Raw genomic sequence first — 12,221 nt, forward strand, 5'->3', positions numbered from 1 at the left:
GGCCGCGCCCCGCTGGATCAGAACCGCTCGAGCAGGCGTTCGAGATAGTCCAGCTCCTCCTGCGGGCGCTCGCCCTCTCCCGACCGGCGGCGGATTTCATCCAGCAATTCGCGGGCCCGGCGATAGACATCCTCGTCCTGCACCATGTTCTCGTCGGTGCCGAGCTGGCCGTTGCTGCCGGAATTGCGGCCGAGCGGATCGCGCTGCTGCCCGGGCTCGGTGCCCTGCGCCGCGCCCTGCTGGCCCTGACCCTGCTGTTGCTGCTGGGCCAGCGCCTCGCCCAGATTGCGCATGCCTTCGCGCAGCGCCTCCATGGCGCGGCTCTGGTCATCCAGCGCCCCGGCCAAATCATCCTCGCGCAGCGCCTGTTCGGCGCCGTCCATCGCCTCTTCGGCGCGGCGCAGCGCCTCGCGCGCGGCCTCGCCGCCTTCGGTCCCGGCACCGGGCAGGTTCCGGCTCTGGCGGTTCAGCTCGTCGCGCAGCCCCTGCTGGCGGTCGGCCAGCTGGTCGCGCAGCGAGCCGCCGCCCTGTCCTTCACCCTGCTGGCCCTGATCCGGGGCGCCCTGCCCCTGACCCTGCTGCTGGCCCTGTCCGCCCTCGCCCTGCTGGCCTTGCTGACCCTGCTCGCCCTGACCCTGCTGGCCGGGGTTGAACTGCTCCTGCAGCTGGCGGAAGGCCTCGTCGGACAGGCCCTGCTGGTCGCGCAGCGTCTCTCCCAGACCTTCCATGGCCTGTTCGCCCGGAGTCTGACCGCCGCCCTGACCTTGGGTGACCTGCATGTTCTCCATCATCTGGCGCAGCTGCTCCAGCGCTTCCTGCGCCTCGGCCATGCGGCCCTGTTCAATCAGTTCCTGAATGCGGTCCATCATGCGCTGCAGGTCGTTCTGGCTCATCTCGACCATGTTCTGGTCCTGCGCCATCTGGTCCCCCTGCTCGCCGTCCTGCTGGGCCTGCCGCGACAGCTGGCGCATGTAATCATCCGTCGCCTCGCGCAGTTCCTGCATCAGCTCGGCGATCTCCTGTTCGGAGGCGCCATTGCGCATCGCCTCGGACAGGCGGTCCTGCGCGCGCTGCAGGCGTTCCATGGCATCGGCCAGATCGCCCTCTTCCAGCAGCAGCGCCAGATCCCATAGCGCGGCGGCCAACTCGGTCTGCTGGTCGGCGGTCAGGCCCTCGGCAGCAAAGCCTTCAAGCCGCCGCAGGATGGTGCGCAGCCGCAGATAGGGCACGGCAGAGCGGAACACGTCATCGGGCCGGTGCGCCACGGCGCGCAGCACCTGCGCCACGTCGCGGGCATTGGCGCGGGACCAGAGCAGCGCGCGGCGCTGGTCGATCATCGCGGCGGCCATCGGGTCGAAGAACCGCCGCCCCGGCAGGGTGATGACCTCGGGCGCCGAGAGGCCGGTCTGCCCGGCCTCGTCGGTCACTTCCATCTCCAGCCGCACCGGCAGGTTGGCCCAGGGATGTTCGGAGAAATTCTCGATCAGCGTTTCGGTGAACTGGGCGCGATCGCCAGCGATCGGCATGGGCAGCGGCACCTCGATGGCGTCGCGCGGATCAGGCTCGGTCGCCAGCCCGTAGCGGCGGTCGACCTCGTCCAGCGCCAGCACCAGCGTGGCGCGGCCTGCGGCCACGCCGTAATCGTCGCGCGCGTCAAAGGGGATCTGCGCGTCGCCTTCGTAACTGGCCTCGATCTCGCCGCTGCGGGTGACGCTGGGGGCGGCATCCGGCGTCACGTCCAGATCCCAGCCCCGCCCGCCCGGACCTTCGATCTCCAGCCGACCGGAGCGGGCGACGTCGAAGGCCTGCGCGGTGGCGGTGGGATCGGACTCGGTGGCGACCGGCGCCGTGCCGGAGATGGATTCGCTGACCGACAGCGCCCCCACCTCGCCATAAAGCCGCAGGGTGATGCGGGCGCCTGCGGGCACCTCCAGCGCGGCGGCGGTCACGTCGTTCAGGTAAACCGACGGCAGGCGCGTATAGCCGGGCGGCTCCATCCAGCCCTCCCATGCGGGGCCGGAGGCCAGATCCGCCCCCGCAGGCCCCATCGCCGTGACCGAGGACACGCGCAGGAAGGAGCCGAACACCAGCGCCACCAGAAAGGCCAGCAGCGCCACATAGCGCAGGGCAAAGGGATCGGCGCGGGACACGCGCAGGTCAGGCTCCACCGCGCGGGCTTCGGCCATGCGGGCGCGCATCCGCGCCTGATGCGCGGCCCAGAGCGCGCGGCTGCCCGGATCGCCCGCGCCGATGGCGGGGCTGTCCAGCGCGGCCTGAATGGGATTGCCGCGCAGCGAGGCATCCAGCCGCACCATCGCCTCGGGCCGGCGCGGCCAGCGCAGGCGGGTGACACCGCGCCACAGCCCCCAGAGCCCGCCGAGCACGGCCAGAAGACCCGCGCCCCAGACCCATTCGACGGCCACAAGATCCTGCAGCCCCAGCATCAGCGCCGCCAGCGTGACAAGGATCACCGACCACAGCGGCCAGAAGGCACGCGTGATCCGTTCCGCCACCATCCCCCAGAGGGTCAGGCGGAGCGGCCATTTCACCGGCTTCAGGATGTCGTCGGGCGCGTTCTCCCGTGAGGCCATACAGATCTCCTGCGGTCGGGCAGCCGCAGGGAGGTCCTTACAGCCACGCAGGGATGCTATCGCGCTTTATGATCTCGTCAAAGCTCGGTCTCTGGCGAATGACAGCGAATTGATCGCCGTTCACCAGCACCTCGGGCACCAGCGCGCGGGTGTTGTATTCCGACGCCATCACCGCGCCATAGGCCCCGGCAGAGCGGAAGGCCACCAGATCGCCGGGCCCGACGGGGGGCATGGGGCGGGCGCGGGCAAAGGTGTCGCCGGTTTCGCAGACCGGTCCCACGATGTCGAACAGCGCCTGTTCCACCCCCGTGTCAGGCTCCACCACCGGAACGATGTCGTGATGGGCGTCATACATGGCGGGCCGGATCAGATCGTTCATCGCGGCGTCGAGGATCAGGAAATCCCGCCCCTCGCCCTGCTTGTGATAGATCACCTGCGACACGAGGATCCCGGCATTGCCGACGATCAGGCGGCCCGGCTCGATCTCGATCTCGCAGCCCAGATCGCCCAGTTCCTCGCGGATCATCTGGCCGTAATCGGTGGGCAGCGGCGGCGCTTCGTTGCTGCGGGTATAGGGAATGCCCAGACCCCCGCCCAGATCCAGCCGAAGGATGTCATGCCCGTCTTCGCGCAGCGCACGGGTCAGGTCGGCCACCTTGCGATAGGCCTGCCGGAACGGCTCAAGCTGCGTCAGCTGCGAGCCGATATGCACGTCAATCCCGACCACCCGCAGGCCCGGCAGGGCGGCGGCGCGGGCATAGACCTCGCGCGCGCGGGCGATGGGAATGCCGAACTTGTTCTCCGACTTGCCGGTGGCGATCTTGGCATGGGTCTTGGCGTCGACATCGGGATTGACGCGGATGGTCACGGGGGCCGAAATCCCCATGGCGGCGGCGATGTCGGACACCGCCTCCATCTCGGGTTCGCTTTCGATGTTGAACTGGCGGATGCCGCCTTCCAGCGCGGTGCGGATCTCGGCCCGGGTCTTGCCCACGCCGGAAAACACGATGCGGTCGCCGGGCACGCCTGCGGCGCGGGCGCGGGCATATTCGCCGCCTGACACCACATCCATGCCCGCGCCCGCCTGCGCCAGCGTGGTCAGGATCGCCTGATTGGACGCCGCCTTCATCGCGTAGCAGACCAGATGCGGGCCCCAGTCCAGCGCCTCGTCGAACAGCCGGAAATGGCGCAACAGTGTCGCGGTGGAATAGATGTAGACAGGGGTGCCCACGGCGGCGGCAATTTCGGCCACCGGCACATCCTCGGCATGGAGCTGCCCGTTGCGATACAGAAAATGGTCCATGGTGCCCCCGTGTCCGTCCGTCTGTCGGTCTGGCCGTGACCCGGCCCGGCGCGGGGGATACTGGAAAAGCTGCCGCTTGGGAAGCTGTCCTCAGACCGGGCGGCTGCGCAGCCAGAGATAAAGCGGCAGGCCGAAACTGACGCCCACCAGCCATGTGGCGGGCAGCGCCAGCAGCGCCGACCAGTTGCGCCGCACCGCCACTTCCGACAGGCACCAGAGGCTGAGCACGCTGGCCGCGATCATCAGATCCCAGCTGAGCGCGGTGACGGCGGCATTGGCGGTCCAGAGGCCGGGCAGATCGGCAAGCTGGCCGCCCCCGCTCAGGAAGCGCCCCAGATGCCAGAGCGGATGCACCGCCCCCCAGACCGCAAGCGCCAGCCAGAGGTGGCGCAGGCGGATCACCCGCTGATGCCCATTTCGGCGGAGCCGCTGATGCTGACCGACACGCCGGGGCCCGACCGGGGCTGCGGCTCGGGCCGTTCCGGGGCGCCATCGGCGCCGCAGGCGGCGGTCAGGGCCAGAAGCCCCAGAGCAAGACACAGACGCATGGCGGTTTCCTTCACAGATGCACCCCAAGGCTGACCGGCCCGCTGCGGACCGACACGCCGGTCGATGTGCGGATCCCGTCCGGGGTCAGCACGACATTGGTGTTGACGCTGGGCCGGATCCGGGGCTCGTCCTCCGCCGGACCGCAGGCGGTCAGCAGGGCCAGACAGACCAGCGCGGATCCGGTATGGCGCATTATCCCAGCGTATCCTTCCAGCGGGCCACCTGCTCGCGCACGCGGGCGGGGGCGGTGCCGCCAAAGCTTGTGCGGCTTGCCACGGAATTATGCACACCCAGCACGCCAAAAACAGCCTCGGTGATGGGCTCGTGAACGGATTTCATCTCGTCCAGCGTGAGGTCGGGCAGATCGCAGCCCTTTTTCTCCGCCATCGCGACCAGCGCGCCGGTGACATGGTGGGCATCGCGAAACGGCAGGCCGGTGTCGCGCACCAGCCAGTCGGCCAGATCGGTGGCGGTGGAAAAGCCCGAGGCGGCGGCGCGTTCCAGACTGGGAACATTGGCGGCCATGTCGCGCACCATGCCCTCCATCGCGGCCAGCGCCAGCATCAGGTTGTCGGCGGCGTCGAACACCTGTTCCTTGTCTTCCTGCATGTCCTTGGAATAGGCCAGCGGCAGCCCCTTCATCACCATCATCAGCGCGACATTGGCCCCGAAGATGCGGCCCACCTTGGCGCGGATCAGTTCCGCCGCGTCGGGGTTCTTTTTCTGCGGCATGATCGACGAGCCCGTGGAGAACCGGTCGCTGAGCGTCACGAACCGAAACTGCGCCGAGGACCAGATCACCAGCTCTTCGGCAAAGCGCGACAGGTGCATCGCGCAGATCGAGGCGCAGGACAGGAATTCCAGCGCAAAATCCCGGTCGGACACCGCATCCAGACTGTTGGCCATGGGCCGGTCGAATCCCAGCGCCTCGGCGGTCATGTGGCGGTCGATGGGAAAGCCGGTGCCGGCAAGGGCTGCGGCGCCAAGCGGGCTTTCGTTCATGCGGGCACGGGCGTCGCGGATGCGGGACAGGTCGCGGGCGAACATTTCCACATAAGCCAGCATGTGATGGCCCCATGTCACCGGCTGCGCGGTCTGCAGATGGGTGAAACCGGGCATGACCCAGTCGGCGCCCGCCTCGGCCTGCGCCACAAGCGCGCGCATCAGCGCCAGCAGCCCCTGTTCCGCCGCGTCGCACTGGTCGCGCACCCACAGCCGGAAATCGGTGGCCACCTGATCGTTGCGGCTGCGGGCCGTGTGCAGGCGGCCCGCCGGGGCGCCGATCAGATCCTTCAGCCGCGCCTCCACGTTCATGTGGATGTCTTCCAGCGCGGTGGAAAAGACGAAGCGGCCTTCGTCGATCTCTGACAAGACCGTGAGCAGACCTTCCCGGATCGCCTCCACGTCGTTACTGTCCACGATGCCCGTGGCGGCCAGCATGGCGGCATGGGCCCTCGATCCGGCGATATCCTGCGCCGCAAGTCGCTTGTCGAACCCGATGGAAGCGTTGATCGCCTCCATGATCGCATCGGGTCCGGCGGCGAAGCGGCCACCCCACATCTGGTTCGAGGTCTTGTCCGACATGTCCTGCCTTTCCGGAGGGAAGATGAAACACCTAGCCTTGGCGATCCTTTATACTGCCGCTGTTGCGCTTGCAAATCCGGCTCTGGCCGACAGTGCGGCCGCCAGCGCGCTGCGCGAAGGCGAGATGAAGAAACTGGTCTTCCACCCCGCGCCGAAACCGGCGGGGCAGACCGGCTTCACCGATTTTGACGGCGCGCCGCTGTCCCTGTCCGACTGGCAGGGCAAATGGGTGCTGGTCAATTTCTGGGCCACATGGTGCGCCCCCTGCCGCGAGGAGATGCCGCATCTGTCCGCCCTGCAGACCGATATGGGCGGCGACAGCTTCGAGGTGGTGACCATCGCCACCGGGCGCAATCCGCCCCCCGCGATGGAAGAGTTTTTTGAGGAAATCGGCGTCGACAACCTGCCGCTGCACCGTGACCCGAAATCCGGGCTTGCGCGCGAAATGGCGGTGCTGGGCCTGCCGGTCACCGTGATCCTGAACCCCGAGGGGCAGGAGGTGGCGCGGCTGACCGGGGATGTCGACTGGGCCTCCGACAATGCGCGCGCGGTGCTGTCAGCACTGATGGGCCCCGAAAGCTGACCGGGGCACTGGCGAAGATGGCGCCAGAAAAACCAAGGCCGGAAAGCGCGACCGCACGCGCTTTCCGGCCTTACACTCGTACCCTACTGCGGATTTGAACTCGTCACCGAACCTTTGAACCGTATATGCGCATGTATTCGTTAATCAGACGTTAACGAACGCCGCATCCGGACCAAAGGTTGCAAAGATTTCTCGTCACTCCACAGATATTTCGCCGGAGGGACGCGGTGTTGCCGCAGTTTCTGCGGGCAGCACCGGATAGACCACCTCTGGCAGGGTGCCGGTCAGGCTGCCAAGGAAGGCCACGATTCCCTCGGCTTCTTCGACAGTCAGATCCGTCCCAAGCTGCGAACTGGCCATGATCTCCACCGCGACCTTCAGATCCCAGACCTTGCCCGAATGGAAATAGGGCGCCGTCACCGCGATGTTGCGCAGGGGGGCGGCACGGAAGACATATTCGTCATCCACGGTTTCGGTCACGGCAAAGCGGCCCTTGTCGCCTTCGGGCAGCACCTCTGCCCCCGGCTTTTCGATCAGGCCGAACGGGTAGTACTCCTGCCCGCCAAGGTTGATGCCGCTGTGACAGGCTGCACAGCCGGAATCGATGAACAGCTGCAGCCCCGCCACCTGCTGGTCACTCAGCGCCGCGTCATCGCCGTTCAGCCAAGCATCGGGGGCGAGGGCGTCAGCAGCGTCGCCTCATAGGCTTCGATGGCGCGGGCGAAGTTGTCAAAGGTGACCGGGTCGGTCTCCTTGGGAAAGGAGGCGCGGAACCAGTCCTGATACTGCGGCATCGACTTGAGCGTGGCGACCACGTTTTCAGGCGTGTTGGCCATTTCCACCCCGGCCTGCACCGGGCCCTTGGCCTGCGCCGCCAGATCCGGCGCGCGGCCATCCCAGAACTGCGCCCCGTTGAACACCGCGTTCAGCACGGTGGGCGCGTTGCGCGGCCCCTTCTGCCAGCCATGGCCGATGGAGGTTTCAAGGTTGTCATCGCCGCCCGTGGCAAGGTTGTGGCAGGAATTGCAGGAAAACACCCCCGAGGCAGAGATGCGCGGATCAAAGAACAGCGCCTTGCCCAAGGCGATCTTGTCCGGCGTCAGGGGGTTGTTGGCCACCGCAGGCAGGGTGGAAGGCAGCGGCGAGAAGATGTCCAGCGCCAGCGCGCGCAGATCCTCCTGCGCAGGGGCCACCTGCGCGGAAAGGATCAGGGACAGGGCCATAAGGGGGATCTTGGCTTGCAAGAACATGAAAGGACTCCGTTCGGGATGCGGGCGCGTTTCCGATTGGAATCGTTATAAGATCGGGCTTTACCCGCCTTGATCTGGCGCAAGTCGGCCCGGCTCAGCGGCAGTAGGCGCCGTTGCCGTGGCGGGCGGTGTCCAGATGCAGATGGTCTTCGTGATAGCCGTCCGACCCCGGCCCCAGCACCGTTCCGAAAGTGCCGCAGGCAGATTTGTGCATCCGCGCCAGCGCCCGGCCCTTTGACCCGCGACCCCAGTCGCGCAGCACGCTGATGTCGGACCCGTCGCGCAGGCGGATGGCGGAAATGTCGATCGCCTTGCCCCGGCCATGTTCGCTGACCGCCGCTCCGGGCACGTTGTTGCGCGACCGGCAGACGTAATGCGCCGCCACGTGCAGCCCTGCGACCCCGCCGCCGATGCTGCCCACGGCGGGCATCACTGCGCCTTCGGTCCAGCGTTTCAGCGCCTTGGCGGTCGGGCAGTCGATCAGCGCCTGCTGGCTGAGCGCCACGCCAGAGACCGAGCGCAGCCGCACCGCCTCGCCCATGCCGCAGCCGGGCAGCTTGCCGGGGACAAAGCCCACCTCCTCGCCCTGCAGGTCGGGATCGCCGCAGACCGAGCCCCGCACCTGCTCGCGCTGGCGGGCCATGGCGCGCTGCACCACCGCACCGGGGCGCGCGGCGGGGCGCGGCGACCGGCCCACCGCCTGCGGCGAGCGGGCGGCAAAGCTGCGCACCACAAGCGGCATCACATCCTGCGGGTTGAAGCCGGGGATGCCCGCCTCCTTCAGCTCGCGCCGGATCGTCTCGGGCGTGGCGTCGGGCCGGGCCACCGGATGCAGCGACCGCTCCGGCGCGTCAAGCGCGGGCGCCGCCCAGACCAGCAGCGCGCAGCACAGGCCTGCCAGCCGCGCCGTCACTTCCGCACCGCCGCGCGGCCAAAATCCGGGGCATCCGTATCCTGCCCCGCCTGCAGGATGCCGCGCCGGATCTCCCGCGTGCGGGTGAAATAATCGAACAGAAGCTGCCCGTCGCCGGTGCGGATCGCGCGCTGCAGGGCAAACAGCTCTTCGGTGAAGCGGCCCAGAATTTCCAGCGTGGCGGGCTTGTTGGTCAGGAACACGTCGCGCCACATGGTCGGATCCGAGGCGGCGATGCGGGTGAAATCCCGGAACCCCGCGGCGGAAAACTTGATGACCTCCTGATCCGACACGCGACGCAGGTCATCGGCCACGCCGACCATCGTATAGGCGATGAGATGCGGGATATGGCTGACCACGGCGCAGACCAGATCGTGATGCTCCACCTCCATGCGCTCGGTATTGGCGCCCAGCGCCTGCCAATAGGTCTCCAGCCGCGCGGTGGCCTGTTCCGACGCGCCGTCCGGCACGATCAGGCACCAGCGGTTGTCGTAAAGCGAGGCAAAGCCCGCATCGGGGCCGGAATGCTCGGTGCCCGCCATGGGATGCGCGGGCACGAACTCCACGCCCTCGGGCAGATGCGGGCGCACCGCGTCGATCACCGCCTGCTTGACCGAGCCCACATCGGTGACGGTGCAGCCCGGCTTCAGATGCGGCGCCATCGCCTCGGCCAGCTCGCCCATCGCGCCCACCGGCACCGCCAGCACCACCAGATCGGCATCGCGCACCGCCTCTGCCACGCTGTCGCAGACCTCGTGGCAGAGCCCCAGCCGCCGCGCCGTGTCGCGGGTCGCCTGCGACCGGGCATAACCGGTCACATGGCTGTCCATGCCGGCGCGTTTCATCGCCCAGAACATCGACGAGGCGATCAGCCCCAGACCCAGCAATGCGACGCGCGGATAGCTCATCGGGCGCCTGCCTTGAACAGCCCGATCAGATGCGCGACCCGGCGGCACGACGCCTCGTCGCCCACGGTGATGCGCAGCGCATGCGGCAGCTTGTAGCCGGTGGTGCGGCGCACCAGCACCCCCTGCCCCTGCAGATAGATGTCGCAGGCCTCGGCCTCGGCCTGACTGGCAAAGCGCGCAAGGATGAAATTGGCGGTCGAGGCATCCGATGACACGCCATGTTCGGCCAGTGCCTCGCCCAGCCATGCACGCATCCGGGCGTTTTCGGCGCGGCATTTTTCCACATAGGCGGTGTCGCGGATCGCCGCCTCGGCGGCGGTCAGCGCCATGCCCGAAATGTTGAACGGCCCGCGCACGCGCTGCAGCACGTCGATGATGGCCTGCGGGCCGTAACCCCAGCCCACACGCATGCCGCCCAGCCCGTAAAGCTTTGAAAAGGTGCGGGTCATCACCACGTTGTCGCGCTGCGTGGCAAGCTTTGCGCCGCCATCATAGCCTTCGACATATTCGGCATAGGCGCTGTCGATCACCAGCAGCGCCTGCGGCGGCAGCGACTCGGCCAGCCGCTCCAGCTCTGCCAGACCGATCATGGTGCCGGTGGGGTTGGCGGGGTTGGCGACGAAGACCAGCCTGGTGCGGGCGGTGCAGGCGGCAAGGATGTTGTCGACGCTGACAACCCGGTCCTGTTCGGCCACCTCCACGGGGGTGGCGCCCGCCGCCAGCGCGGAAATCCGGTGCATGGCAAAGCCGTGTTCGGTGTGGATCACCTCGTCCCCCGGCCCGGCATAGGCCTGACAGAGAAAGGCGATGACCTCGTCCGAGCCCGCGCCGCAGATGATCCGCTCCGGATCCAGCCCCCACGTCTCGCCAATGGCCTGCCGCAGTTCGGCGTGATCCGAAGAGGGGTAACGGTGCATTTCATGCACCACGCGCCGCACCGCCTCCTGCGCCGCCTGCGACGGGCCGAAGGGGTTTTCGTTGGAGCTGAGCTTGATGACGTTGGCCATCCCGGGCAGATGGGATTTCCCGCCCACGTAGAGCTCGATATCCATGATGCCCGGTTGCGGTGCGATGCCAGCCATGTGACGTTCCCCAGATTGAATGCCGCCACGTTCTACCGCGCCCCGCCGCCACTTGCCAGCCTTGGCGCGGCGCGGCCTTTCGCGAAATTGCAGGTCTGCCCGTGGGATGCGCGGCGGCAGCGCGGGTCAGACCAGAATGTCGATCCGCTGCTGCTCGCCCACGCCGAACACCCGCTTGTAGCGCACGATCTGGTCCTCGGGCCCCATTGCCTTCATCGGGTTGTCGGACAGCTTGACCGTGGGGTGACCATTGGCGCTGATCGCCTTGCAGACCAGACTGAACGGCGCGAGCCGGTCGTCCGGGGCCAGCCCGCGGAAATCATTGGTCAGCAGCGTGCCCCAGCCAAACGATACCCGCACGCGACCGGAGAAGGTGCGGTAAAGCGAGGTCATCTTTTCCACATCCAGCCCGTCGGAAAAGATCACCAGCTTGTCGCGCGGATCCTCGCCCCGCTCCTGCCACCAGCGGATCGCGGTTTCGGCGCCCTGTTCCGGTGCGCCGCTGTCGATGCGGATGCCGGTCCAGCCCGCCAGCCAGTCGGGGGCATGGCGCAGGAACCCTTCGGTGCCATAGGTGTCGGGCAGGATGATGCGCAGGTTGCCCTCGTGTTCGCGCTGCCAGTCGGCCAGCACGTCATAAGGCGCGCGGGCCAGCGCCGCGTCATCCTCGGCCAGCGCGGCATAGACCATGGGCAGTTCATGGGCGTTGGTGCCGATCGCTTCCAGATCGCGGTTCTTGGCGATCAGACAGTTGGAGGTGCCGGTGAACCGCGGCCCCAGCCCCTCGACCATCGCCTGCACGCACCAGTCCTGCCACAGGAAGCTGTGCCGCCGCCTTGTGCCGAAATCCGCGATGCGCAGATCCGGCAGGTCGCGCAGACGTTCGATCTTTTCCCAGAGCTTGGTGGCGGCGCGGGCGTAAAGCACCTGCAGTTCGAACCGGCCCATATGTTTCAGCACGGCCCGGCCGCGCAGTTCCATCAGCACCGCCAGCGCGGGAATTTCCCACAGCATGACCTCGGGCCATGACCCTTCGAAGGTCAGCTCATACTGGTCGCCCACCCGCTCCAGAAAATAGGGCGGCAGGCGCAGCGCCTCGAACCATTCCATGAAATCGGGGCGGAACATCTGGCGCTTGCCGTAAAAGGTGTTGCCGCGCAGCCATGTGGATTCGCCCCGGGTCAGCGACAGCGACCGGATGTGATCCAGCTGTTCGCGCAGCTCCCCCTCGTCGATCAGTTCCGCCAGCGGCACGTCCTTGGACCGGTTGATCAGGCTGAACGTCACCTTGGTGTCACGGCGGTTGTGATAGACCGACTGACACATGAGCAGTTTGTAAAAATCGGTGTCGATCAGGGACCGGACAATCGGATCGATCTTCCACTTGTGGTTCCAGACACGGGTCGCGATGTCCAAGACGGCCTCTCCTCCGGGGTGCACGTCCCCGTGATAGGCGAT

Annotated in this window: 11 protein-coding genes and 1 pseudogene; 1 reads left to right on the forward strand and 11 read right to left on the reverse strand. The window is 67.5% G+C overall.

Going from position 1 to position 12,221, the window contains the following annotated elements; translation table 11 throughout:
- Window positions 1–17: 17 nt before the first annotated feature.
- The 6 genes from VK682_RS01515 to argH form a co-directional block, all read right to left on the reverse strand.
- Window positions 18–2,591, reverse strand: coding sequence for a TIGR02302 family protein (locus VK682_RS01515; protein WP_324781336.1), 2,574 nt, complete (start codon window positions 2,589–2,591; stop codon window positions 18–20).
- 37 nt (window positions 2,592–2,628) lie between these two features.
- Window positions 2,629–3,894 carry a diaminopimelate decarboxylase gene (lysA, locus tag VK682_RS01520; RefSeq protein ID WP_230794755.1) on the reverse strand — a complete coding sequence of 422 codons (1,266 nt, stop codon included), beginning with the start codon at window positions 3,892–3,894 and terminating at the stop codon, window positions 2,629–2,631.
- A 90-nt stretch (window positions 3,895–3,984) separates the two neighbouring features.
- Entirely contained in the window at window positions 3,985–4,296 is a 312-nt protein-coding gene (locus VK682_RS01525) for a DUF2834 domain-containing protein (RefSeq protein ID WP_230794756.1), read from the reverse strand.
- A complete protein-coding gene (locus tag VK682_RS01530) occupies window positions 4,293–4,442 on the reverse strand; it encodes an argininosuccinate lyase (RefSeq protein ID WP_089842642.1) in 150 nt (49 codons plus the stop codon). Before VK682_RS01530 ends, VK682_RS01525 begins: the two co-directional genes overlap by 4 nt.
- An 11-nt stretch (window positions 4,443–4,453) precedes the next feature.
- Entirely contained in the window at window positions 4,454–4,636 is a 183-nt protein-coding gene (locus VK682_RS01535; protein WP_230794758.1) for a hypothetical protein, read from the reverse strand.
- Window positions 4,636–6,027, reverse strand: a complete 1,392-nt coding sequence (gene argH / locus VK682_RS01540; protein WP_230794759.1) for an argininosuccinate lyase — start codon at window positions 6,025–6,027, stop codon at window positions 4,636–4,638. The genes VK682_RS01535 and argH overlap by 1 nt, the downstream gene beginning before the upstream one ends.
- A 22-nt stretch (window positions 6,028–6,049) precedes the next feature.
- On the opposite strand from argH, the gene VK682_RS01545 reads away from it, so the two are divergent.
- The gene (locus VK682_RS01545; protein ID WP_230794760.1) at window positions 6,050–6,610 is read left to right on the forward strand and encodes a TlpA family protein disulfide reductase; all 561 of its coding nucleotides are present in this window, start codon (window positions 6,050–6,052) and stop codon (window positions 6,608–6,610) included.
- 195 nt (window positions 6,611–6,805) lie between these two features.
- On the opposite strand, the pseudogene VK682_RS01550 reads toward VK682_RS01545, so the two are convergent.
- The 5 genes and pseudogenes from VK682_RS01550 to pncB all read right to left on the reverse strand — a co-directional run bounded on the left by VK682_RS01550 (window position 6,806) and on the right by pncB (window position 12,179).
- Window positions 6,806–7,833: pseudogene (locus VK682_RS01550) on the reverse strand (cytochrome-c peroxidase).
- Window positions 7,834–7,954: 121 nt separating this feature from the next.
- A complete protein-coding gene (locus VK682_RS01555; RefSeq protein WP_230794762.1) occupies window positions 7,955–8,773 on the reverse strand; it encodes an extensin-like domain-containing protein in 819 nt (272 codons plus the stop codon).
- Window positions 8,770–9,681 carry a prephenate/arogenate dehydrogenase family protein gene (locus tag VK682_RS01560; RefSeq protein ID WP_230794763.1) on the reverse strand — a complete coding sequence of 304 codons (912 nt, stop codon included), beginning with the start codon at window positions 9,679–9,681 and terminating at the stop codon, window positions 8,770–8,772. The genes VK682_RS01555 and VK682_RS01560 overlap by 4 nt, the downstream gene beginning before the upstream one ends.
- Window positions 9,678–10,763, reverse strand: a complete 1,086-nt coding sequence (gene hisC, locus VK682_RS01565; RefSeq protein ID WP_230794764.1) for a histidinol-phosphate transaminase — start codon at window positions 10,761–10,763, stop codon at window positions 9,678–9,680. Before hisC ends, VK682_RS01560 begins: the two co-directional genes overlap by 4 nt.
- A gap of 126 nt (window positions 10,764–10,889) precedes the next feature.
- Complete coding sequence (gene pncB, locus VK682_RS01570) at window positions 10,890–12,179, reverse strand: nicotinate phosphoribosyltransferase (RefSeq protein WP_230794765.1); 1,290 nt, start codon at window positions 12,177–12,179, stop codon at window positions 10,890–10,892.
- Window positions 12,180–12,221 lie beyond the last annotated feature (42 nt).

The sequence above is a fragment of the Salipiger marinus genome, from assembly GCF_035481585.1.
GTDB classification, from domain to species: domain Bacteria; phylum Pseudomonadota; class Alphaproteobacteria; order Rhodobacterales; family Rhodobacteraceae; genus Salipiger; species Salipiger marinus.

What these genes read in the sequence shown, in the direction of transcription:
- VK682_RS01515 (WP_324781336.1), bottom strand. Translation starts at nt 2,591, where the DNA reads ATGGCCTCACGGGAGAACGCGCCCGACGACATCCTGAAGCCGGTGAAA.
- lysA (WP_230794755.1), bottom strand. Translation starts at nt 3,894, where the DNA reads ATGGACCATTTTCTGTATCGCAACGGGCAGCTCCATGCCGAGGATGTG.
- VK682_RS01530 (WP_089842642.1), bottom strand. Translation starts at nt 4,442, where the DNA reads ATGCGTCTGTGTCTTGCTCTGGGGCTTCTGGCCCTGACCGCCGCCTGC.
- VK682_RS01535 (WP_230794758.1), bottom strand. Translation starts at nt 4,636, where the DNA reads ATGCGCCATACCGGATCCGCGCTGGTCTGTCTGGCCCTGCTGACCGCC.
- argH (WP_230794759.1), bottom strand. Translation starts at nt 6,027, where the DNA reads ATGTCGGACAAGACCTCGAACCAGATGTGGGGTGGCCGCTTCGCCGCC.
- VK682_RS01545 (WP_230794760.1), top strand. Translation starts at nt 6,050, where the DNA reads ATGAAACACCTAGCCTTGGCGATCCTTTATACTGCCGCTGTTGCGCTT.
- VK682_RS01560 (WP_230794763.1), bottom strand. Translation starts at nt 9,681, where the DNA reads ATGAGCTATCCGCGCGTCGCATTGCTGGGTCTGGGGCTGATCGCCTCG.
- hisC (WP_230794764.1), bottom strand. Translation starts at nt 10,763, where the DNA reads ATGGCTGGCATCGCACCGCAACCGGGCATCATGGATATCGAGCTCTAC.